At 58.2% G+C, this 24,264-nt stretch carries 17 protein-coding genes; 7 read left to right on the plus strand and 10 right to left on the minus strand.

Going from position 1 to position 24,264, the window contains the following annotated elements; all coding sequences use genetic code 11:
- Positions 1-2: 2 nt before the first annotated feature.
- From NA78x_RS18005 to NA78x_RS18015, 3 genes are read left to right on the plus strand one after another with little or no spacing between them, the layout of a single operon-like run.
- Entirely contained in the window at positions 3-3,890 is a 3,888-nt protein-coding gene (locus NA78x_RS18005) for a PQQ-binding-like beta-propeller repeat protein (RefSeq protein WP_425613759.1), read from the plus strand.
- The gene (locus NA78x_RS18010; protein WP_425613760.1) at positions 3,887-6,127 is read left to right on the plus strand and encodes an ABC transporter substrate-binding protein; all 2,241 of its coding nucleotides are present in this window, start codon (positions 3,887-3,889) and stop codon (positions 6,125-6,127) included. Before NA78x_RS18005 ends, NA78x_RS18010 begins: the two co-directional genes overlap by 4 nt.
- A gap of 22 nt (positions 6,128-6,149) precedes the next feature.
- A complete protein-coding gene (locus NA78x_RS18015) occupies positions 6,150-7,556 on the plus strand; it encodes a hypothetical protein (protein ID WP_425613761.1) in 1,407 nt (468 codons plus the stop codon).
- Between the two features lie 20 nt (positions 7,557-7,576).
- Here NA78x_RS18015 and rph read toward each other — a convergent pair whose 3' ends face one another.
- From rph to argB, 5 genes are all read right to left on the minus strand, one after another.
- The gene (rph, locus tag NA78x_RS18020; protein ID WP_425619461.1) at positions 7,577-8,308 is read right to left on the minus strand and encodes a ribonuclease PH; all 732 of its coding nucleotides are present in this window, start codon (positions 8,306-8,308) and stop codon (positions 7,577-7,579) included.
- Positions 8,309-8,410: 102 nt separating this feature from the next.
- On the minus strand, positions 8,411-8,647 hold the full coding sequence (locus NA78x_RS18025) for an Imm74 family immunity protein (protein WP_425613762.1): 237 nt from the start codon (positions 8,645-8,647) through the stop codon (positions 8,411-8,413).
- 106 nt (positions 8,648-8,753) lie between these two features.
- Positions 8,754-9,671 carry an ornithine carbamoyltransferase gene (gene argF / locus NA78x_RS18030; RefSeq protein WP_425613763.1) on the minus strand — a complete coding sequence of 306 codons (918 nt, stop codon included), beginning with the start codon at positions 9,669-9,671 and terminating at the stop codon, positions 8,754-8,756.
- A 74-nt stretch (positions 9,672-9,745) separates the two neighbouring features.
- Entirely contained in the window at positions 9,746-10,951 is a 1,206-nt protein-coding gene (locus NA78x_RS18035) for an aspartate aminotransferase family protein (RefSeq protein WP_425613764.1), read from the minus strand.
- A 30-nt stretch (positions 10,952-10,981) separates the two neighbouring features.
- Complete coding sequence (argB, locus tag NA78x_RS18040) at positions 10,982-11,863, minus strand: acetylglutamate kinase (RefSeq protein ID WP_425613765.1); 882 nt, start codon at positions 11,861-11,863, stop codon at positions 10,982-10,984.
- 560 nt (positions 11,864-12,423) lie between these two features.
- On the opposite strand from argB, the gene NA78x_RS18045 reads away from it, so the two are divergent.
- Complete coding sequence (locus NA78x_RS18045; protein WP_425613766.1) at positions 12,424-14,025, plus strand: amidophosphoribosyltransferase; 1,602 nt, start codon at positions 12,424-12,426, stop codon at positions 14,023-14,025.
- 642 nt (positions 14,026-14,667) lie between these two features.
- On the opposite strand, the gene NA78x_RS18050 is transcribed toward NA78x_RS18045, so the two are convergent.
- Positions 14,668-14,997, minus strand: coding sequence for a calmodulin-binding protein (locus NA78x_RS18050; RefSeq protein WP_425613767.1), 330 nt, complete (start codon positions 14,995-14,997; stop codon positions 14,668-14,670).
- A gap of 353 nt (positions 14,998-15,350) precedes the next feature.
- Here NA78x_RS18050 and NA78x_RS18055 point away from each other — a divergent pair, with 353 nt between their 5' ends.
- On the plus strand, positions 15,351-16,400 hold the full coding sequence (locus NA78x_RS18055) for a hypothetical protein (protein ID WP_425613768.1): 1,050 nt from the start codon (positions 15,351-15,353) through the stop codon (positions 16,398-16,400).
- A 280-nt stretch (positions 16,401-16,680) separates the two neighbouring features.
- Complete coding sequence (locus tag NA78x_RS18060) at positions 16,681-17,196, plus strand: hypothetical protein (RefSeq protein WP_425613769.1); 516 nt, start codon at positions 16,681-16,683, stop codon at positions 17,194-17,196.
- Positions 17,197-17,421: 225 nt separating this feature from the next.
- Here the strand turns inward: NA78x_RS18060 and NA78x_RS18065 are convergent, their stop codons facing one another.
- Positions 17,422-17,670, minus strand: coding sequence for a hypothetical protein (locus NA78x_RS18065; protein WP_425613770.1), 249 nt, complete (start codon positions 17,668-17,670; stop codon positions 17,422-17,424).
- 240 nt (positions 17,671-17,910) lie between these two features.
- Between NA78x_RS18065 and NA78x_RS18070 the strand changes: the two genes are divergently transcribed.
- Complete coding sequence (locus NA78x_RS18070; protein WP_425613771.1) at positions 17,911-19,323, plus strand: hypothetical protein; 1,413 nt, start codon at positions 17,911-17,913, stop codon at positions 19,321-19,323.
- A gap of 35 nt (positions 19,324-19,358) precedes the next feature.
- On the opposite strand, the gene NA78x_RS18075 is transcribed toward NA78x_RS18070, so the two are convergent.
- The 3 genes from NA78x_RS18075 to carA all read right to left on the minus strand — a co-directional run bounded on the left by NA78x_RS18075 (position 19,359) and on the right by carA (position 24,255).
- Positions 19,359-21,038: a hypothetical protein gene (locus tag NA78x_RS18075; protein ID WP_425613772.1), complete on the minus strand. Its 1,680-nt coding sequence runs from the start codon at positions 21,036-21,038 to the stop codon at positions 19,359-19,361.
- A 481-nt stretch (positions 21,039-21,519) separates the two neighbouring features.
- A complete protein-coding gene (locus NA78x_RS18080) occupies positions 21,520-22,929 on the minus strand; it encodes an MFS transporter (protein WP_425613773.1) in 1,410 nt (469 codons plus the stop codon).
- A gap of 177 nt (positions 22,930-23,106) precedes the next feature.
- Positions 23,107-24,255, minus strand: coding sequence for a glutamine-hydrolyzing carbamoyl-phosphate synthase small subunit (gene carA, locus NA78x_RS18085; protein WP_425613774.1), 1,149 nt, complete (start codon positions 24,253-24,255; stop codon positions 23,107-23,109).
- Positions 24,256-24,264 lie beyond the last annotated feature (9 nt).

Raw genomic sequence — 24,264 nt, forward strand, 5'->3', positions numbered from 1 at the left:
CCATGACTAGCGAAGAGTTACTGCAGAAGCTCGAACAAGGAGATCTCGCTCCCGCTGAGGTGGTTGCCAGTTTGCGTCGTCAGCTGGCTGCGGCCAAACAGCCTATCGCCCCTTCGGCAATCACCAAGCTGCTCGTCGACAAAGGTCACCTCACCGCCGGACAAGCCCAGCGATTGCTCGATGCTGGTGGTGCAACCAACGGCGCGGCCAAAGCGGCGGCACCTGTAGCGGCAACAACCTCTGCGATTCAGAAAGCGGCCCCTGCCAAGCCAATCGCCCCCAAGCCCGTGGTCGCGAAGGCGCCGGTTGCTCCCGCAGCATCCAATAGCTCTGTGCTCGATGATTTGGGCCTTGCGCCGCTCGACGACTTGCCGGAAACTCCGGCACCTGCGGCGAAGGCGTCGGCGGCAGCAGTCGCCACGAAACCGGCAGCGGCCAAATCTGCGATTGCAAAAACGCCGGCCGCTCCAGCACCAGCTGCCAGTAGTTCTTCACTCGATGATCTGGGCCTCGCGCCGCTGGATGACTTGCCGGAGCTGCCTGCGACCAAACCGAACACGCCAGCACCGGCAAACAAAGCAGTTGCTGCACCCGCGAAACCTGCAGCTGCAGCGCCCAAGGTCACTCCGCTGGCGCTAGACGACTTAGGGCTTGCTCCGCTAGACGACCTACCGGTTGCTCCCGCCGCGCCAGTCCCCAATCAGCCGGCGGCCAAGGCTCCCGCAAAGCCGGCAACTACCAAGCCCGCGGCTCAACCGGCTGCGGTAGCAAAAACAGCTCCAGCGACTAAGCCCGCAACTGCTGCGAAGCCTGTCGCGACTACTCCCGCTCCCTTAGACGATTTAGCCTCGCTCGACGATCTCGGATCCGGCGGGCTCGATCCGCTGGATGGGCTGGCAACGCTCGATGACTTAAGTCCGCTGGGAGCGACCGATCTATCGACTGCCGGCGGCTTCGACCCGCTGGGCGGACCTGCAGATATTGCCACCCTCAGTTCGCCTCTTGCCACTCCCGCCAAACCGCAGGCCACCGCTGCTGCGGTCGCCGCAAGAACAGCTGCCGCAGCCGCTGTCGAGAGTCGCCAAACCACCTGGGTGGCCATCGGCATCGGTGGTGTTGCGTTGCTGGTAATCGTCGTGGGGCTGGCTATTTTTCTCTGGCCGCGCGGTAACGGAGCGGTCGAATTTGCCGCCGCCGAACAGTCGTACCAGGAGAAGCAGTACGCAACGGCCATCGAAAAGTACGATCAATTGCTGCGGGCTTTCCCGCGCCATGACCAGGCATCGCTGGTGAAGGTCCATCGCAGCATGGCGGCCATTCACGCGAACGCCTCGCAACCAGCGGGGTTGCTCTCCACAGTTCAGCAGGAAGCGAAAGCGCTCGCACCGGAATCGGCAGTTACGCAAGTTCATGCGGAGTTGGCTCCACTCCTGCTGCAGCTAACCGAGCAACTAGCCGGGCAGGCAATGCAAGCCAAAACCGCGGACGAGGCAAAAGCAGCGGCGACGTCTGCCCAAGAGGCACTCGCGCTTTGCAACGATGCGAGGCTACTCCCGGCCAACTTGCGTCCCTGGCAAAAGCTGGCCGAGCTCGAAGAAAACCTGCAATTGGTCGCGCGCACCGAGCAGCGGCTCTCGGCCAGCGAGCGCGCCCAGCAGGCCATCACGACGCAACTTGCTTCCGGCAACATCGCCGCGGCCCTCGCCACCGGCAATGAGTTGCTGCTTGCCTTTCCCGAAGCCAGCGGCGATGGCTTGTGGCAAAAAATCGCGCCCGCGCTCGCCGACGCGGCCAGCAAAGCCGTAAAGACATCTGCCGAAAAGCGGTCGGCGGCCACAACCGCGGTCAATACTCCGGTCGTCGCCGCCTTCCCTTGGCAAAGCTTGCTTGCCGAACCGGTGATTGCTCAGCCTGGACCGACAGTCATCGTCGTGGCGGCGGGAGCTGTCTACGCGCTCGAGGAAGCCACGGGAGCCATCCGCTGGAGCCGCTATCTTGGTTGTGCAACTGACATCATTCCGCCGCAATCCACTGATAAGCGTTCCGTCTACCTCACCGATGTTGCCACTCGCGAATTACTTCAAGCTGACACCCAAACGGGCAAGGTTCTTTGGCGACAATCACTGCCAGCTACTCCCGTCGGCGCTCCCTTGCTTGTCGCGGACAAGGTCTATGTATCACTAAACAACGGCACCCTGCTTTGCCACGAAGGTTCCACCGGCGAAGTGCTCGCCCAAGCTGAACTTCCGCAAGCGCTCAGCATCGGCGTACAAGTATCGACCGATGGCAAGCAACTGTTGCAAGTTGCCGATGAAGCCTTGATCTATCTTTTGAACCCTGCCGATTTGAAGTGCGAACGAGCGCATTACTTGGGACATGCTGCCCGCAGCATCACTGTTGCCCCGCTGTCGTTCCGCGATCGCTGGCTCATCTGCGAAAGCACCGGCAGCGACAAAGCCAATCTGCATTCGGTTAGCGTGGGGGGCTCAAGCATCGAACACAAATTGCAGCGTATCGATGGCGGCGTTGCTGCTTCGCCGATCTTGCTGGGCGAGCGCGTGTTGCTTTCCTCTTCACGCGGCAAGCTCTTGCTGCTCGAAGACAATGCCGACGAGCCAGAGCCGTTCAAGATCGTAGGCACGGTCAATGCGACGAGCGAAGAATTGCTCACGCGTCAAATCGTTGCCCATGCAGGTGGTGTCCTCTGTGCCGATCAAGGGCTGGCACTTCTCAAGTTTGATGCCCAGCGGCAACTGCAACCTGCTTGGTCAGCAGTTACGAATGCCTACTTCGATGGCCATCCGCAGATCGTGAATCAGTCCGCTATCGCGGTGCATCACGATGCGACTCAAGGCATCACCTGGGCGACCGCCGTCAACGCTGCCGATGGAGTTGCCAAGTGGCAAGTTCCGCTCACCATGCCAGTCGGTTTAATTGCCAGCGAGCCAGGTAAGCCCGTGGTTTTGCCCTGGCAACAAGTTCCGGCAACAGCCAGTGCCTCTACTTCGCCAGCGATCGCGCCTGTCGCCAAACTGGGCTGGTTACCCGCCGGTTCTCAATGGCTGCTCACCACGATCGGCAAGACTGAACTCACCTTGATCGACAAATCGGGTACATCCCGCGTGCTTCCCCTGCCGGGTGCTCTCGCTGGCACACCAGCGCTGTGCGGCAAGCATCTTTTGGTGCCGCTCGCCGATGGTTCCGTCGTGAGCCTCGATCCCCAGACTGGCAAGCCGACTACCGCGCCAATGATTGTGCCTGCCAACCGTTCCGCCTCATCGCTGCCCGCTGCTGTTATTCCCTTGAACGAAGCTGGCACCCAAGTGCTGGTCTTCAATGGCTCGAACTTACTAGTGACGTTCCAATTCTCACCACAGCCGCAGCCCGACTGGACCGAAGTCAGTTCGACGGTGATTCCCGAGTCATTGATCGCGGCACCTGTTGCGGCAGGAGCAAACGTGTTTGGTTACGACCAGAGTGGCAACCTGCGACTCTATTCGTTGCCGGATCTGCAGGTAGGACAAGTGAGCAACGCAGTTGGTCGGCGAGTCACGTTCGGACCGCACGTGGTGCCTGACGGCGTGTTGCTCGCCACCAGCTATGACGAACTCCTGTGCCTGCAAGCCGATGGTTCTCGCCGCTGGAGCCAACCTCTGACTCGTGGCAAGCCGATCGGCAAACCCATCATTCAGGAGGCGAATGTCGTACTCGTTTCGCAAGGCGGCATGATCGAAGTCCGAGCACTCGCGACCGGCGAACTGGTTCAAAGTGTTGACTGCAGCCAACCTTTGCAAGGACTGCCGCTCCTGGTCGACAACACCCTTTGGGTTCCTGCCCTCAACGGACAAATCCTGCAAGTTTCTCTCGCGCGTGAGCAGGCCCAACCATGAACCACACGTTGATACTGTCGCGAGTTGCGATCCTATTGTTCGTGTTATTGACCGCTGCTGCGGCCATCGCTGCCGAACCACTCTATTTACAAGCACCCTACGACGAGGTGAAGCTTGATGAGACGAATGGCAACACCCTGCTGAAGGTGAAGTCACTCAATCTTCCCGAGCGAAAGGTACCGCCACCGGCCAATCGCCGTGGCGATCTCGAGTTGGAATTGCTCGAACGCCCCGGCGAAACCTTTGCCGTGCCGTGGCTCAATGTGGTCGATGTCAAACTCTTTGAAGAACGCGTACTGGCCGAAGTGGAGCAGCAGGTTGCCGCCGGCAAACATGACGAAGCCCAGGCTGGCTATCGCTACCTCGAGCAGAAGCATCCACAATTGCCGGGACTGAGCGAATCGATCGAACGCTTCCTCTGGATACAAATTGGTGGATCCTTTCGCGCTGGCAAGCACGACGAAACGCTCGCGTTGCTCGTCGAACTTTATCGTCGCAATCCCAAACGCCCCGGACTATCGACGGCCTTCGAACGCACAACAAGCGAACTGGTGAAGGCCCGCATTGCGGCGGGCAACTTCCGCGGCGCGCGAGGGTTGCTTACCGCCCTCGTCAAGCGATTTCCAGAATTGGCCGCTACCACAAGTGCTCCCTTTCAGTTGCAAATGCAAGAGCAGGCTCAGCAGCTGTTGACGCAGGCGCAAGCTGCCGCTGCTGCCAATCGCTGGAGTGAGGCTCACCAGTTCTGTTCGCAGGCCCTCGAAGTCTGGCCGCAGGTTGCCGGCGGCAGTGAACTCTCGCAGCAAATTCACGGCCGCTATCCCGTGGTTGTGGTGGGTGTGATTGGTTCTCCCGCGCCTCTGCCTGCGGGAGCGACGACGGCCATCTCGAACTGGCATCTGCGCCGCACCAACCAGTTGCTGGCTACTCCGCTGGCCGAACTGATCGATAGCGAAAAGGGCCCGACTTACCGCTCTCAGTTCGGTACCATCGTCCAGCAGGCCGATGACCGTCAGTTGATCATTCGCTTGGCCGAGCCAACTGCCGGTACGAAGTTTACCGCCGCCGATCTCGCTCGCAAGTTCAAGCCCGCTGGTGAGTCAGCTACTTTCATTTCCGCACTGCGCGCCCGCAATGCACAGGACTTGCTGATTGAGTTTACGCATCCGCAACTTCGCCCGGCGGCCTGGCTCACCTCAAGCTTCACACTGTCCGCTGGTGAAACCGACGCGCACTCGCCCAGCCAATACAAACGGGCAGCGCCCACGTCACTCATCAATACTTTTCAGTTAAACCCAAGTGTGGCTGCGGCAAGTACTGCCCCGCAGATCATTCAAGAGAAGATCTTTGCCGATTCGATCCCAGCGCTCTTGGCTTTACGTCGCGGACAGATCAGCGTGGTCGATCGCATCCCGCCGTGGGACGTCCAGCGGTATCGGGCCGTCAGTGGTATCAAGGTGTTGCCCTATGCGATTCCTACAGTCCATTTGTTGGTCCCCAACGGCAATCGTCCGCTCATGAGCAACCGGGCCTTTCGTCGCGCGTTGCTGTACGCCATCGATCGAGAGTCCATTCTCAAGCAGGGGCTGCTCGCCGATCAACAACTTGCGGGCTGCGAAGTTCTCAGCGGACCATTTCCTCAGGGTCCGGATCGTGAACCGTGGAGCTACGCGCACAACAGTCAGATGAAGCCGCGTGCCTACGATCCCAGTCTGGCCACGATGCTACTCGCCGTGGGCCGCAGCGAAGTGGGCGGCGACAAGAGTACCGCAATTACGCCGCTGGTCCTCGCACACGACGATCAACCCACGGCCAAGATTGCCTGCCAGTCGATTGCCCGTCAGCTGACTCGCATTGGCCAGCCTATCACGCTGCGGCAGGTTGCTGCCGGCGAGGCTGCCGCCGATGCAGATCTCACTTATGTGGAACTGGCGATTCATGAGCCAATCGTTGATGCTTGGACCTTGCTTGGCCCGAATGGCTTGGCCAGTCCTTGCTCGCCGCTGATGCTCGAGCATTTCCGCGGTTTGGAAGCGGCGGCAGACTGGCCATCCGCAACTTCGCGGCTCCAAGCCATCGATCGCCTCGCGGCAGCCGAGTTGCCAGTGATTCCGCTCTGGCAAACGACCAACTTTTTAGCCGCCAACCAACAGGTCACCGGGCTCGCCAATCGCCCGGTAACTCTCTACGAAAATGTAATCCGCTGGCAAATAGCCTGGCAAAAACCTCAAGATTGATCGTTGCCCGAAAGTCTCTGCGATGAAGTTCGCTTGCTCACTACAGACCGCTTTATTCGCCCTCGTGGTGATCGCGCCGCAACTGGCTGCTGATGATTCGGCTTCGTCGTCGCCCAACACAAGTTGGGAACTAACTCCCTACCGCCTTCAACTCACCGTTTTCGTCGAGCCTTCCGCACGGCTACTCCCTGCCTTGGCCGCTGACTTGCAAGCGCAGCTGATTGCCGCGACCAACACGACCATGGGCGGCCCGTGGCAAGTAACTGCGAACGACAAACTGGCATCGCTCCGCAGTCAACTGCTCGTTTCCCTCAGCGACCTGGAGGCCCCGCCGCTGAAATTAAATGCCGACACCTCTGCCGACAAGTTGCTGTTCGTTGCCATTAGTGAACAAGCGGGCAAGCTGCAAGTTTGCGCGCGCGAGTGGGATGTCGCTTGCCAGGCTTGGAATTCGCCCGTGACACGAACGACGTCCCAGGTCAGTCGCTTGCCGGCAGAAAGCCTGCAAGCCCTGCTCGCTGCGTTCGGTCCGTTAGCTCGCCTGGAAGCGATCGACAAAGACAACGTCACGCTCAAACTACGAGCGGGCAGCATTCCGTGTCGCGATGGCAGCTACCTTACTGGCAGTTCCATCTCTGCCTTTCGTCCTTTTGTGTTATCTCGATCGGCAGAACAACCAGTTACCGCAGGTACTGCCACGCTCGTCCCTTGGACGTACATTACTCCGCTCCCCATCGCTGCCGGGACAACCCGCGCACAGTTTCGCGGCAAGGTACACACGAGCCTAGGCGGGCAATTTTTTCCCGAGTATCATCCGCGGCAATTGCGAGTTGCACTCGGTGTTGCCCAGGGAACAATGCCGACGATTGTGCATGTCGTGGACGACTCGGAAGCCAAGAGACCACTCGAAGGTTACGACGTATTCACGCAGCCGCTGGGTGGTACGTCGGCTGTCGCCGAGCAGCTTCGTCTGGGAGTGACGAATCGTGCGGGTGAGCTTGCCCTTCCCACCACGGTGGTTGGCCTGCAGCGGATTACGATCAAACACGGCAGCGAAGAGCTGACTAGCATCCCACTCATTCCCGGCTCCCAAGGCCGACTGCAGCTGACACTTCCCAGCGATCGCAAGCGTCTCGAATTGGCTGCTGCAATCGCCGAATTCAATGACGACCTGCTCGATCAGGTCGCCAAGCAAGCCATTCTCGCCGTGCAAATGAAAGAGGCGCTGCTAAAGGGAGATTTGACCGCGATCGGCAAAGTCGCAGCCGAACTGCAGAGCCAACGTGGCAAAGACAAGCTCAGTGCGCGACTGGCGCAACTGGCGCAAAGCGTGGCGACCGCCGACGAAGCGACTCGCCGACGCCTGGAACCTCAACTGGCCGAGACAAAGCAAGCTCTGCAACAGTTATCTGGCGAGCAGGCTCCGTAGCTTCTGGCCGTTCGATCCCTCTAAAACGGCCACTGCTTGCCCAGTGACTTCTGCTGAATCTCGGTCAGTTCGCTGATTCCTTTGCGGGCCAGCTTCAGGAGTGAAGCGAGTTCGTCGTCGTCGAAGGTGGCTTCTTCGCCGGTACCTTGAATCTCGACAAAGCGGCCTTTCCCGGTCATGACCACATTCATATCGACGTCGGCATCGACATCCTGCTTATAGTCGAGATCAAGCGTCGGCTTGCCGTCGACAATGCCGACACTGATTGCCGCGACGCTGTCGGTGAGCGGGTACTTTGTCGGATCTGGCAGGTCCTTCTTGATGGAATTCAGAGCATCAACAAGCGCGATCAGTGCACCGGTAATGCTCGCCGTGCGCGTGCCGCCGTCGGCTTGTAGAACATCGCAGTCGACCCAGATCGAGCGTTCGCCAAGTGCCTTCAAATTGACAACCGCTCGTAAACTGCGGCCGATCAAGCGTTGAATCTCCGTTGTGCGGCCATCGACTTTCGCGCGATCGCGCCCCTTGCGCGGGCTGGTGCTGCCAGGCAGCATGTTGTATTCGGAAGTGATCCAGCCTTTGCCTTTGCCCATCATCCAATCGGGAACCTTGGCTTCGACACTGGCGGTGCACAGCACCACGGTCTCGCCCGCCTGATAGAGCACGCTCCCCGGCGTGGCGCGGGTATAGCCGCGCTTGATCTTTACCGGGCGAAGTTCGTTGGCTTTGCGAGTCATGGTAGCTTTCTGAATTGTGCGCGAGTCGAGCAAGTAGCCCGCGCGTAGGTGAAGAAGATTGGCGAGGGAGACTTGGTGGGGAACGGTAACGATATTGAGAACTGACCGATAAGTAATTTAACGCTCGATTTCGATGGATAAACCACGAGCGGCCATATCGTCTCGCAGCAGTTCAAGGATTGAATCCCGCTCTGCCACACTTACCGGCGAGCCATCTTCCCAGTTCAAGATTCTATCGGCATAAACCACGAAATTCGGTGAGTATGGCGGGGGGCCAAGTAACTCTCCTTGAACTTCGATGGTTCTAGTGCCACTGCGAAGTGTGATGTGTCCACGTGACAATTCAATGATCATCTCATGGCCGGATCGTGGACTTTGTTAGATACGCCACCGCTTTTGCAGTTCACCCCTCACCCCAACCCTCTCCCCGGAGTATCGAGGCGAGGGAGTTTAAGAGGGCTTATGCTCGTTCGCCGAGCAGCCAGGCGATGAGTCCCTTTTGCACGTGCATGCGATTGGCCGCTTGAGGGATGACGGCGCTATAATGACCGTCGATGACGTCAGCAGCGACTTCTTCGCCCCGCTTAGCAGGCAAGCAATGCAGGAAGACGGCTCCTTCGGGGGCAGCCTCCATCAGCGCGACATCTACCTGGTAATCTTTGAAGGCCAACTTGCGAGCTTCGCTTTCGGCTTCCTGTCCCATGCTCGTCCACACGTCGGTGTAAACGCCAATCGCGTTCTTCACTGCTTCGCGCGGATTCGAGGTCTGCAGCAAATTAAGGGCGGGCACTTCCCGCTTCAGTTCCGCCACGAACTCCGGATCGAACGTGTAGCCGCTGGGCGATGCCACGGCAAACTCCACACCCAGCTTGCCACAACAAACAGCCAGGCTGCGGGCCACATTGTTCGAGTCACCAATGAAGGCGAGCTTCTTCCCTTTCAGCGGGCCATGAATTTCTTCGAGCGTGAAAAGATCGGCTAGTGCCTGACAAGGATGCGCGCTGTCGGTCAAGCCGTTGATGACCGGGCAGGTGCAGTACTGAGCCAACTCTTCGATCCGCGAGTGAGCCGTCGTGCGGCAAACAATGATGTCGACATAGCTGCTGAGGACTTGTGCAAAGTCGGCCGTCGATTCCCGCTTGCCCCACCCCACGTCCTGTCCCAGGAAGAGCGTATTGCCGCCCAGATGAGCCATGGCAGTCTCAAAGCTGACGCGCGTGCGGAGCGATTGCTTTTCGAAGAGCATGGCCATCACTCGCCCAGGCAAATGGGGCTGGCGGATGCCGGCTGCCAGATCGCGTTTCAGCTCATGCGAGAGCGCGAAGACCTGAGCGATTTCTTCGGACGACAATTCAAACAACGAGAGAACATGTCGCATTACAAACACGCCTTCCTCAAGCCAGAGGAGCAGGACCAAGAATCAATCAATGAATCAAACGCAAACCGCTTCGACTAGGAACGTGGCAAATTCTGGAGAACATCGGCCAAAATATCGCAGCCTTCTTCGGCCTGCTCTTCGGGCAGATTCATGGCAGGCAGCAAACGAATCGTTTTGCCTTGGGTGCAGTTGATGAGCAGCTTGCGCTCGAGGCAGGCTTGGACGGCTGGATTGCCATCGACGGTCAGTTCGACGCCGATCATCACGCCGGCGACGCGAACTTCCTTGATAAGGTCGCACTGCTGTTGCAGCTTGGTGAGGCGGCGGCGGAAGAGTTCGCCCAATTGCTTTGTGTTGTCGAGCAGGTTTTCTTCTTCGATCGTCTCGAACGTGGCGATACCAGCTCGCGCGGCGATCGGGTTGCCACCAAAGGTCGCGGCATGCATACCGGGGCGAAGCGCTGGGGCAATCTCTCGCTTGGCAATCAGAGCGCCGCCGGCGATGCCGCCGCAAACGGCCTTGGCCAAGGTCATGACATCCGGCGTTACGCCAAAGTGCTGATAACCGAACCATTCGCCGGTGCGACCACAGCCCGTTTGCACTTCGTCGAACATCAACAGCAGACCACGTTCATCGCACAAGTCTCGCAGGCCTTGCAAGAATCCAGCTGGGGGAATGCGCACGCCACCTTCGCCCTGAATAGGCTCGATCAGGATGGCGCACGTTTCATCATCGACCAATTGCTTGGTCGCTTCGAGATCGCCAAACGGAGCATAGACAAAGCCTGGCAGCATCGGCTCGATGCCGTCGTGATACTTAGGCTGGGCCGTCGCTGTCACCGAGCCCATCGTGCGGCCATGAAAGCCGCCGGTAAAGGTAATGATCTTGTATTTACCCTTGGGCGAATGGAGACGAGCGATCTTGATGGCGGCTTCGTTGGCTTCGGTGCCGCTATTGCAAAAGAAAGCCTGGCCACCAAAGCTGCGCTCGTTAATTGCCTGAGCCCAACGACCTTGCACGTCCATATGCCACGTATTGGGCACGTGAATGAGCGTGGCGACCTGTTCCTGCACTGCTTGCACCACCTTTGGCGGGCAGTGACCGAGCAAGTTACAACCCCAGCCGGGGAAGAAGTCGAGATAGCGGTGCCCTTCGCTGTCCCAAACAAACGAGCCTTCGCCGCGGACGAGATTCACCGGGTAACGGTTATAGTTGCCGATTACGTGCTGCTTGAAGAGGGCAACGGTTTCGGCGGAACTGAGTCCAACGGCGGTAGCCATAACAACATCTCCCAAGTTCTGCAGTTTCTTCTACTGAGCCTTCATCATTTCGGTGCCCACACCCGAGGTGGTGTAGATCTCGAGCAGCAGCGAGTGCCGCAGGCGGCCATCAATGATGTGGACCTTACGCACGCCGCGGTCGAGTGTTTCGAGGCAAGCTTCGACTTTTGGAATCATGCCAGCATCGACAACACCGGTGCGGATAAGTTCGCGCGCCTCGACATCGGTGAGCGAGTGGATGATCGACGTCGGGTCGGTCTTGTCGCGACGAACACCGTTCACGTCGCTCATATAAATGAGCTTTTCGGCACCGAGTGCTTGGGCGACAGCCGTTGCTGCAGTGTCGGCATTGACGTTCAGTTTGCCGCCGCTGGCATCTAGTGCCATCGAAGGGATAACTGGTACTTGCCCGGCATAGCAGAGGTTTTCGATCACGTTGCGATCGACGCGCGTGACGCGGCCGACGTGTCCCAGATCGATCTGCTCGCCGTCTTCGCCGGGCAACGTCATCTTTTCGCCAAAGAGGACGTTGGTCGTCTTGAAGTTGAGGTTCATCGCCCGGCCGCCGAGTTCTTCGATTTGGCGAGCAATGCCTTCGTTAATTTCGCCAGCCAACACTTCTTCGACGATGCGCAACGTATCGTCGTCGGTGTATCGGCGGCCTTTAATCTTCTTGGGGATGAGTCCCGCGGCATCCATCGCGCGATCGATGGCAGCGCCACCGCCGTGGACAACCACGGGTCGCATGCCCACGGTTTCCATGAAGACGATATCGAGCAGCACGTGGCGCAGGGCGTTCTCCTGTTCCATGATGCTGCCACCGAGTTTGATGACGGTGATCTTATCGCGGAACCGGCGAATCCAACCGAGTGCCTCGATCAGCACATCGGCCTTTTGAATGGCATCTTCCAACTCAGGAATACTCCGAGCACCCGTCGTTCAATCGCTGAACAACTGCGGGCAGAAACGGCTAAACGCCGCGACCCACCAAATTCGATTGGTAGGGAGCGGCGTCTCGTAAACCGCAAATTGTTCTTTGTCGGCGCGCCGCTGTCAACGCTTGAAGACGAAGAATTTTTGCCGAAGGCGACGATTCTATCAGCCGTGACCTGCCCTTCGTAAGATGACCAAAGCAATTATTGAGCACTATCCAGGGATTTTCAGAGAAACTGCTGAGTAGTGCTGGCCCGCACCGCTGGCAAGCGAGACTGCATAGTCAATTCGTGTTGGCGACGAGGACGCTTAGTCATTCTTCTCTGTTAGATATGTCGACAAACCTAGGGAACGACTCGCTGAGACACGTCCGAGCGCCCAATCATAAGATTTTGTCATGCGGACTTCCGCTCGTTTGTTTACGAATCCTTCGCATTGCCTTGTTCAGCAGTCACATGCTGCTAGAATGAGGTCTGTGATGGTTTCTTAGCTTTCCCGCGACCTGTTTAGCGATTTACGTCGCCCGAGTGCCGCCCGAGATGAGCGAAATCCACCACGAATGCGGCATCGCCGCCATCTACCACCTTCCCGGCGAATTGCACCCTCTGGTGCCCGGTGTCGGTCACGAGGATGTTGCCCGGCTGCTGCCGCGCATGTTGCAAGACATTCAGAACCGCGGGCAACTTGCTGCGGGGATGACTTCCTACTTGCCTGGCCGGCCGCAACTGCTGGCCACACACAAAGAACTCGGCATGGTCAGCGAAGCCTTCAGGCTGTCGCAAAAAGACGAAGCCGAGGCGATCATGAGCAAAAATCTCGGCATCGCCGCGATTGGCCATGTGCGCTATGCCACCTGCGGCGCTGACGATCGCAACTACGCCCAGCCGTTCGAGCGTAGCCATATCGAAAAGCGCAAGTGGTTCAGCTTTGCCTTCAACGGGCAATTGGCGAATGTGCAGGAGCTGCGCGATAAGCTGCTGGCCGATACTTCGCACCACCTGACGCGTGACAACGACACCGAAGTCATCATGCACGAGATTGGTCGAGAGATGTCGGGCGAACGACGCCCCACGCTCATCGAACTGATGACCAACCTCAGCCGCAAGTTCGACGGTGCCTACAGCATCGTCCTGCTCAATGCTCAGGGGGATATGCTCGTGGCCCGCGATCCACTGGGCATTAAGCCGCTCTGTTATGCCAAGGAAGGGAACCTGTTTGCGGCCGCCAGCGAAAGTGTCCCGCTGCTGAATCTCGGTTTCCAGCCCGAAAGCATCAAGTCACTCCCCCCCGGTTATGCGATCACGATCATCAACGGCGAGTTCGACATTCAGCGCTATGCCGACACGGTCGGTCGCGCACATTGCTATTTCGAATGGATCTACTTCGCCAACGTCGCCAGCACGCTCGATGAACGCAGCGTGTACCTCTCGCGCACCGCTCTGGGCGAAGAACTGGCTCGGCTCGAATTGCTCGATGGCTCGGTGCCGATCGACGAGAACACGATTGTCGTTCCTGTGCCGGATACGAGCAAAGCAGCTGCCGACGCGATGGCTCACCGTCTGCGAGTTCCTTCACGAGAAGGGCTGATTCGCAATCGCTACTCGGGTCGCACCTTCATCGAAGGTGGTGCCAGCCGCCGCAAAAAGGCTGAAACGAAGTACACGCCGCTGCGCGAAGTGATGCAAGGCAAGCGTGTCTTCCTGGTCGAAGATTCCATCGTCCGCTCCACAACGATGCGCGTGCTGCTCAATCGCATTCGCACGCTGGGTGGTGCCAAAGAGATTCACGTCCGCGTTGCTTGTCCGCCGATTGTCGCGCCGTGCTTTTACGGCATCGACATGTCGACCATCGACGAACTGTTTGCCCCCAAGTTTCTGCAAGGGCGAGAAATCTCGCCCGAAATCGAAGCCGAGATGGCAGCCTCGCTGGGTGCCGATTCGCTCCGTTACTTGCCGGTCGAATCGATTGCCAAGGCCGTTCGCTACGACCGCAGCAATCTCTGTCAGGCGTGCATCACGGGAACGTATCCGACGCCCTGTGGTCAAAAGCTCTATCAGATCGCCCGCGAGAATGTTGGCAAGACAACCACCGGCGACTCGCGCACCTACGAAGTGCAGCACACCCTGACGTTCGCACAGTAACTTGTGCACTCATTTCGCCACCGCCCCTGCGGCGGTGGTTCGTAGGCTTTTGCCCTACTGCGGCCAGCCTAAGGAATCCCGGAACTCTCGCGGAGTACTGTTTGTTCCGGCCAGCTTTGCAATCGACGTAACTCTTCAATTCGGCCAGGCCGATGGGGAAACTTCTTTCACAATCCATCCAGGTTTGTGAACGCGACCTGCCATATCTCTCGGGTGCGGCGCGCCTGCGTGTTCACAAACCGGGCCGGTTTGTGAATACCCGCTCATCTACCGCGTTGGGACTTACGTCGAATCAATAGCCGTGCCCAAATAGAGTCGAGTGCCGGAACAGCGCGGAGTACCGCTGGTTGCCGGCCTACTTTTCGAGCAAGAAAAGCCACAACCCCGTTTCCGTGCACTTGCTCAGGGTGCGCAGATCCGGGGTTGTAGTTTTTTGGTGAATGCGAATCGCGATGGTTTAGTTCGCGGAGCACTCGGTGTTTTGTGTAGGCGGCTAATTCGCCAGCTTGCTGAGTCGAAAGATCATCCGCCCCAACCCTCTCTCCGTGACACTGTGGGATACCACCCGTACCGAGGCGAGAGAGTTAAGTTGGCAGACTGCTTCTTCCCCAGTTCCTAGTTCCCAGCCCCTAGCCCCCTCTCCTAGAACACATCCAGCATGAACTGGTGCCCTTGGTGGTACCGGCGTTCTTCCGGGTACTCGTTGTGCCATTGGCGGTTGTAGGTAGGGATCCGCATTTCTTGCGGATAGCGGAAGTACATGTCTTGGCTGCTACGGTAATACTCGTTGCCGTAGAAGTTTTGGGGATAGTACACGTAGGGGTAGTGATAGAACCGTTCCCAGTCCTGGCGGCTGTATTGGCCACCCCATACTCGGCCGTAGGCTCGTTCCTGAGCTTGGGCTTCCGAGGCTGTCGAAACGAGCCCCATCACGGTGACACAGGCCAGTGCCAAAAGCAAACGACGTATCATCAGAGTCCCCCCTTTGAGCTCTTCAACCCATAGCAGAGGCCGGCATGGCAGAAGCGGCACAGCAGGCTGTTGTTTGCGGGACAACAGTCAGCGGGTGCACGCCGTTGGGTCAGCGGCCTGTACAAAACTCATCGGCACACCTTGCGACCGGCATTGAACGAATATCCGGCATGACCGGCATCTTGAGCAGCTTACGCAGATTCGCGCTTTCTGCCGATTCGCGGCTGTCGATCCGGCGGTTCGCTAGCGAAATTGCTCGTTCGCCGAGTAAGTTCCTGGATTGCGAGCAGGTTCAGCAGCATATAATTGCCTGCACCGATTTGGGGGCGATTCGACCGCGGAGAAATTCAGTGATGATCACTTTCACCAGCCAATGGCACGGCCGTCTTACTCGGCTGATCTCGCTGTTGCTCCTTTCTTGCATGCCATCGTTCTTGCTGGCGCAAGGCCCGCGAGTTTCGCTGGAAGTGGTCACCGAACCGGGCTTCGCGGCGGAAAACACCCGCGAGTGGCTCCCGGCACTCGAGAAGGCTGGCTTCAGTAGCGTGCGCGTTCGTAGCGGCGGCGCTGGTGACGGCGCGGCGATTGTGACCACAGGAACCGGCAGCCAGATCAGCTATTCCATCACGGGCGTCCTCACTTCCGATAACCGCCTGCATTTACCCGCGGGCAACTTCTCGCTCGAGAACCGCGGCAAGATTAGCGCCTGGGTCGAAAAGCTGAAGGCCGGTGGCGAAGAAGGACTGAATGCCAAAGCGGGGGCCTTCGGCCTCGTACCAAAGGACTTGGTCGCGGTGCATGAGGGCCTGGCGACGAAGGTCAACTTTTCGACGACCGGCAAAACCACTCGCGAAGTACTGCAGCAAATTGCCACGAATTTGCCGCTCGGCATGAAGGTCGATCCCTCGGTGCGCGATAAGTTCGGCGAGGAAAAGGTCAATGAAGAGTTGCTTGGCATGACCTCGGGAACCGCCATTGCCGCGGCCATTCGCCCGCTGGGACTCGTCATGACGCCAGAGAAAGTCGGCTCCGATCTCACTCTCAAAATCGTCGACTCGCAGACCGCCGGGCAGGTTTGGCCCGTCGGCTGGCCGATGAAGAGTGCCCCCAAAGACACGCTGCCTGATCTCTTCAAGTTTCTAAACGTCGAGATCGCCGAGGCTCCGCTCGGGGAGTCGGTTGAAGCCATTCGCGCTCGTCTCAATGTGCCGATGGTGCTCGATCAAAACTCGCTCGCGCGACAAAAGATCGATTTTGCCACTACCAAGGTCAGCTTGCCGAAGACCAACACCTACTACTCGAAGATCCTCGATCGACTCCTCTTTCAAGCCAAGCTGAAATACGAAGTGCGCATCGATGAATCCGACAAACCATTCCTCTGGATCACCACGCTGAAGCAGTAGGTTGGTAGCCGTTTGAGCCAATCAGGTATCAACCTGATTTCATGCGCCATCAAATGGGCGACACAATCGACGAGACTGTGCGATTCGCCGTTACTGCCGGCATTGCTGGCAAATTCTTTTGCCATTCGCAAGTCATTCCCATTAAACGACTTGCATTCTCGCGTGAAGAGCCACCCACGCAACTTGGCACGTTGGGTGCTTTTTAGGGTCTGCATCGAAGCTGAGGATGACTCGAAGCTTCACACTCTCAAAAACACTTGAATCTGTTGGAGTTACGGCCATGAAGACCGCCCAAATGCTGAGCCTGACCGGTGTCGCTGTTTTGACTCTGTTCGCTGCCGCCCCTGCTCGGGCCGATCACGATCACAACCACCTGAGCAACATCAGCCGCATGGGCGGCGAGATTGCCGGGCATGCTCGCGAGCTGCGGTTGCTGGTGATCGAGTCTTCGATTCATCCTCGCGAGCAACGCGAGATGTTGGTCGACGCCGCTCAGCTGGAACAGTCCGCTCGCCGCCTGCAATCGTTTGCCCGAGTGGGACAGATCTCGCTGGTCGAACGAGAACTGACCGTGCTCCGTCAGACTTCGCGTCACTTCAGCGATCATGCGTTCAGCGTGGGGCTCGGTTTCAGCCGGGCGATGCGAAATGAACTCGCCGCGATCGATCAAGACGTCCGCTTCGTCGGCCGCGAACTGGCGAGCGAATTCGACCACTTCGCCCCTCGCCCGGTTCGCCCCATCGGTCGCCCAGGCTTCTCGATTGGTGGCAAGGGGTTCTCGATCAACCTTCGCTAACCCCCTGACCAATTGCCGAAACAAATCAGCAGCAAGGACGCTTTTTTATAGTAGATTTCGCGAGTAAACGACTGAGTTTCACTTACCCGGCAACTGGCCGGATTCAATAAAAAGCGGCCGCTGGAATTGACACTCCAGCGGCCGCTCGATTTTCTTGTTGGTGAATGCTTGATGAAGCTGCGTTGAAAACTGCGCGAAGTCTGGTGCTGCGCAGGTGCGATACTTCTACCGCTTGCCGTCGAGGAGCCAGCGCTCATCGGTCAGGTAGAGTTCGCCGGTTTCCAGATCGCGCAGGCCGCGCATCTTGGGAGCCGCTTTGTCAGCCCGCTCCATGCGGCGATTCGAAACCATGAGCCGACGAAACTCAGCGGCATCGATATAATGGGCCGATGTCCCTGCGCTGTCAGTGTCTTTTCCAAACGAGGCGAGCAAGCGACGTGGGTGCAGTTCGGGTTGGTTCATCGTTGCCGACATGGGTGACTTCCTTTTGAAGCGGACAATCCTGAGAGGTTGCATCGGTTCACTGTCACACCGACCCTCCGCTACGAGCGTAATTGTATCCGCTGGCTACCCCGGGGCGAAAGTAGCTGCTGGCACTTTCGCGGTAAATCGCATTGTACAAATAACTTACGTCGCCAGATTTCTTGCTTGCACGACACTTCTCGCTCCGCGAAACTAGGCCGCTAGCCCCAATTGCTAGCTAGGAGACGTAAAGTGCCAAATCAACTGTGGAAGCGTCGCGATGTTCTGGCCGTCGGACTCGCTGCGGGAGCGGCTACGCTCGTTGGTGATCTGCCAATGGTCGATGCTGCCGATGCGCCGACGTTTAAGTTGGCGACTTTCGCCGCCGACGTTACACCGCCAATAGGTCACCCGCTCATCGCCGGTTTGCGACCTCCAGCCAAAACGATTGGCGACCGCCTGACCGCGCGGGGCATCGTGCTGCTGGGGAGCGATCAGCCCCTCATCATCGCGGCGCTCGATTGGTGCGAACTGCGCAACCAGGCTTATGACGACCTGCGCGATGCGCTCGCGAAAGCGGCGGGGACAACGCGCGAGCGAGTGTTGCTCACTTGCATTCATCAGCACGATGCACCCTACGTCGATTTGGCCGCGCAAAAACTGCTCGACGAAGCAGGGCTGAAGGATGCCATGCACCTGCCCGAGTTTTGGGAAGCAACGAAGAAAAACCTGGCTGAGGCGGTGAGTGCTTCGCTGGCCAAGGCAGTGCCTGTCACGCATCTGGGCTTGGGCGAGGCTACGGTCGAAGGCGTCGCTTGCAACCGCCGCGTCGTAGCCGCCGATGGGACGCCAAAGTTCAATCGCTACAGCTTTACGGCGGACAAGTATCTGCTCGCTGCGCCCGATGGCTTAATCGATCCAAAACTGCGGACGCTCGCCTTCTTTCACAACGACAAGCCGATCGCGGCGCTCAGTTTGTATGCCACCCACCCGATGAGCTACTACGGCCGGGGCGAAGTCTCGTACGACTTTCCCGGCATCGCCCGCGACTTGTGGCAGCGCGAGAACCCGGATGTGTTCGGGATGTACATCAGTGGCTGCAGCGGCGATGTGGTGGCCGCGAAGTACAACGACGGCACACCCGCCGGCCGCGCTGCACTCGCGCAACAGCTAAAGCAGGGAATGGATGCCGCGTGGAAATCGCTGGAACGAGTGCCGCTGAAGACGATCACCTTTCGTAATACGCAGCTCGATCTCTCACCACCCACCGACGGCAAGCTCGATCCCAAAAAGCTGGCCGAAGTGATCGCCGATCCAAAGCAGACGAATGCCGTGCGCATCGATGCCGCGATGGGACTCAGTTACTATCACCGCTGCCAGCGAGGCCAGCAGATCGATGTCCCGCTCATCGATTTTGGCTCGGCGGCTTACTTGGTGCTCCCTGCCGAGATGTTCGTCGGCTACTCTCTTGCCGCCCAAGAGATTCTGAAAGCGAAGCAGCCAAACAAACGGTTGCTCGTCGCCGGCTTCGGCGAATGTGCGCCGGGCTACATTCCCACGAAGCAAGCCCGCACCGAAGGCTTCGCCCAAGAGCACGGCTACTGCTGGGTAAAGGAAGATGCACCTGTCGAGATCGATCGCCTGCTGAAGCAATTGCTGCCATGAGGCCAGTGTCGCTTGCGCACACGATCTGTCGAGGGTCAATCGGGGTCGATCGATTTGGGTGGTCCCGAGTCGGCAGCAGCGAGTCCGCTGAAATCTGGACCAGTGGGAGCGTTCTCCAGTCCCTTGAAATTCGGATGCTGACCCTGCTCGCCCATCTCTTGGAGCACGCGATCGACGGCATTCGACGAGCCTCGATACCACCAGAATACGAAACCAATGATCAGCACTGCGGTGCCGATCGCAAAAAAGACCAGCGCATCGGAGACCCAGTTGTTGCCTTTCTCCAAAACGACGCGCTGCGGAATCTTGCCGACAAATAGTGGAGCGATCTGTAGTTTGTTGTCGTACTTGGCCATGTAGGCGGAACGATATGCCCAAGTCTTCATGAAGATGCCATTGGCGCTGATGAGCACATCAACCTTATCGGCGGGGTTCAAGTTCGACGGCAACTGGCGGACGCAAAGTGTGACGGGAAAGTCGTTGTAGTAGACTGCGTTCTTCTCGCCGGTTGGGTCGTCGCCAAAACGAATGCTCTGCTCGCCCAGGTTTACGCCCATGTCGATCATGTAGTAGTGGTCGATATTGAATCGCTTGCGGATGTCGGCATCATCCACCACCACTTTGGTGATGCGGCGGGCGATGCCCGACACCGTCATGATCTCCCCTTGATGCTTCTCCGGCTCTTGCAGCAGCGGCACGACGTCGACGGCTCTGGGGGGCTGAGGAGTCAGCTGCTTATTGGTGGCATGTCCGACCAGATCGAGCAGTTGATAGAACGGTTCGCGATCGATGTCGCCGATATCGCGACGGTTCGCCAGTCGCAAATCCTCAATCAGGCTGATATCGAGCCCCATCTGAGCGAGCCGCAACTGATCAGGCCCAATGAACATCTCCGGCAATTCTCGATCGGGATGCCAGCGCAAGCGGCGTGAGAGAAACACCAGCTGTGGTTTGTTCGCAGTGGGTTCCATCACCTTGATAAAGATACCGTCGAAGCTGACGGGCTCGTTCAGCACCGGTGCCTGTTCCCACCACTTCGGAACTCGGCGCACCGCCACGATAGCCTCGTAAGGCTGATCGATCAGATCGATCCGGGCGAGATAGAAATGCTTGATCTCCAACCGGCGTCCCAATTCTTCGCTGACCTCTACTTGCTCCAGTCCGATCAAGCGCCCCTTGAGGGGAATCACTTCCAGGCGATTCTGGGCACTGTTGACGACGAGTTGCTCGAGCGGAATATCGGTGCGACGCCACTTCTGCAAGTTATCGAGGCCGATGCGCGGCAGCCGATACATGATGCGGACGAGCATTTCGCGCTCATCGTTCGACAAAGGCTGGCCATTGAAGAACCCATCGAGCTGACTCTCGCCAATATCGTACTTTTCCAAGATTTCGCGCACACCGGCAGGTGGGCGAATCACCGGCAACGGATCGCTTTTCTTCTCTCGCTTGAGCCAGGGCAACTCGCCGCCAGGACGAGGAGTGATCGACTTCTCGGGAACAGACTTCGGCTGCGGTTCGGGGGCCGACGCCTCTGATTCCGGCTTCTCGGCCGGTGGCACATCGAGCGCTGCCGCATCGGTGATGGCAGCGGGCTTCGCTGATTCTTCCGGCTTCGCGAGGAGCGTCTGCGCAATCGCTACACAGACCATGATCACAAATAGTCCGCAGCCCGCGTTGAAGTAGTTGCGATAGAACAAGCGAAAAGCTGCCATGGGTTTAACTGGAGAGATGTAGCTGCCGAACTAGCCTCTATACGCAGGCCGAACCAACTTTTATTGCCTGCAACCCATTCTAGCCGCCAAACGAAGGGGGAGCGACGCGCAGCGCGGCAGTTCGCCTGCTGATTCACGCCTTCCAGCCGAAACGTGCAAATACACACGAGGTTTTTGGACACGCTCTCATTTCTGCGTTTTGCTGCAAGTTGCTCCATTCACCGCACTTGCGTGCCGGCGAGCAATTTTGCAACTAAGCCTCTTTGTCCAACAACCGGCCTGATTTTTGGACAGGCCCCGCCTTGGACCCAAGCAGCGAATGTTGCGAAGCACTTCTCACGACAAAACTTCGCAGCAACCGCACTGCGCGGCTCAAGCGTCGAACAATCACAATGCAAGAGAACGCGAGGCAATTATTTGCATCTGTCGACTTATTGTCAAGTATCTATTGAGATGTTTATTTGGCAGCTCTCGCTGGCAACTACGAAGACGTTTCCTTTTGCAAAGGCACGGTCGGGTTCACTGCCAGCCAGCTGATAGACATGCACAGCAGGGCGATGGCAGATATGGTGAACACCAGCGGCCAATCTTGCTTATCGGCGAGCCGGCCGTAAAACCAGCCACACAGACCGGCTCCCAGATTGCCCCACATGTTGGCAAACCCCAGCACCGATCCCACGTGTCGTCCGCCGATGTCTTGGTACGTGGCCCACAGGGAACCGAGGCCGAAATCGATCGTAAACGACACGATCAGCATCAGGCCCACGAAAACGCGAATATCGCCGACGTAGGGAAAGGTCAGATAAGCAGCGCCGGCCAATCCTCCGGCCAGCATGCCAGGAACTCGTCGTCCCCAAATCGGTCCCAGTTTGCGGCGGAATAGATCTGCCGCAATTCCCCCCACGACGCCGCCGGCCATTCCGGCGAACAAGACAAGTGCCGACAACCTACCGGCAATCACTTGCTTCATATCATCGAGGTTTGCCCCTGCGGGGATGTTGGGAAACATCTCTCGCAGCTGCGGGGCAAATTTCTCCATGATGTAAACGGTCTGCCAGGTCGCGAGAAAGATCCAGCCGACGTTCGTCAAAAAGCCCGACGCACTGAGCAGCCAGACATTGGCACTTTTGAGCAAGTCGACAATCGGTAGGCCGGCAGAAACGGGAGCCGGCGGCTCGTGCCCGATCAATTCCACTTCTGCCTGATTGCACCACGGATGCTCGCTGGGGCGATCCCGAAAAAACAACCAAAAGACAACAACCCAGGCCATACCCAGCAGCCCATAGATCACCAGCACGCCGCGCCACCCTTGTTCGATTCCCAAGAAGCCGCGCAGCTGCAGGGCCAGCCAGGCCGTCACGGCAAAGGCCACCAGGGCGCCGATTCGCCCGCCGGCTGCTACGAGGCTATTGGCCTTCGCACGGGCGGTGGGGTTCGCCCAGCGTTTCAAAAAGCTCCCTGCTGCTGGATAGGCCCCCGCTTGCGCCGCTCCCATGACCGCACGCAAGCCAAGCAGTCCGATGAGTCCTGGCACAAACCCCAGAGCGATCGTGGCGGCCGACCACGTCAGAACGTAAATGGCCAGCATCCGCCGAGCACCGAAGCGATCGGCAAGCGCGCCCGCGGGTACTTGAAAAAGGGCGTACAAGTAAAAGAACAGCATGTTCCCGTAACCGAACGACTCGTTCGATATCCCCAGATCTTTGACGATCGTGGAAGTGATGGGATTGAGGGCGAATCGATCGAGGTACAGCACGAACGACATGCACATCGAGAGCGCGATGACGGCAAAGCGAACGCGGGTCGGTGAGGAGCCGCCGGGCGTAGTGACTTCAGCGGTAGATTCGAGAACTCTTGGAGAGGAGTAAGCGTGATCAACCGATTGAGACATGAGTAACTCCGAGGCAAAGGTAGGCTGGCAACAGCTTCGCCCTGATCGAGTCTGCGGTCAATCAAAAACTCGGTGAAATGCGGGTTCACCAGCTGGATCGTACCGCGCAAGAAAATGCCACCGATGAGTTAGCCTGATCGGTGGCATGGAGAATTTGCGGGAAGACTGAAAATCGAATTACGTGGCGCTCGCACCTTTGGCGGTGGCCATCGATTCGCGGAACTGGCGGAACAGATAGCGGCTGTCGTGCGGACCTGCGGAAGACTCCGGGTGGTACTGCACGCTGAACGCAGGGAATTCTTTATGTCGCAGACCGGCGACGGTGTTGTCGTTCAAATTGCGGTGAGTGATCTCGAGGCATGCCGGCAACGATTCTTCTTCAACCGCAAAGCCATGATTTTGCGAAGTGATTTCAATCTTGCTGGTATCGAGGTTCTGCACCGGTTGATTCGCGCCGCGATGTCCAAACTTGAGCTTAAAAGTCTGAGCGCCACAGGCGAGACCGAGCAACTGATGACCGAGGCAAATGCCGAACACGGGCACCTTGCCGAGCACACCGCGAATGCATTCTTGAGCGTAATGCAGCGGTTCCGGATCGCCGGGACCATTGGACAAAAAGACGCCATCGGGCTTGTGAGCCAGCACTTCTGCGGCGGTGGAGGTGCCGGGCAGGATGGTGACCTTGCAGCCTTCGTCGGTCAAATGGCGGGCGATGTTCCACTTCATGCCGTAATCGAGCGCCACGACATGAAACTTGCCATCATCAAAAGCTGGATTGGGCTCAATGGGCAATTTGGCCCATGCACTGAGTTTTTCGTTCCAATTGCGGGGCTGATCTGGCAGTACTTCTCGGACCAGGTCGCGACCTACGAGACCGGGACTCGCCTTTGCCTTTCGCACGAGGCTGCTATCGTCCAAGTCGACGCTGCTGATGACGCCCTTCATGGCGCCGTTGTTTCGCAAGCGGCGCACCAGCGAGCGCGTATCGATGCCAGCGAGCCCCACGATGTTGTACTTCTTCAAGTACGAGTCGAGTGACTCTTCCGAGCGAAAGTTGCTGGGCTTCTCGGCAAACTCTTTCACGACGAAGCCCGCCAAGTGCGGCTTCTGACTTTCGAGATCCTCGTGATTCACACCGTAGTTACCAATCTCGGTATACGTCATCGTGACGATCTGACCGCGATAGCTCGGATCGGTCAGAATCTCTTGATAGCCCGTCATCGACGTGTTGAAGCAAACCTCGCCGTCGATCTCGCCGATCGCTCCAAAAGCGATGCCAGTGAAAACCGTGCCATCTTCCAAGGCAAGCTTTGCCGGTTGCGACATGCGTGTGTC

It is taken from the genome of Anatilimnocola aquadivae (assembly GCF_049819085.1).
Classification (GTDB): domain Bacteria; phylum Planctomycetota; class Planctomycetia; order Pirellulales; family Pirellulaceae; genus Anatilimnocola.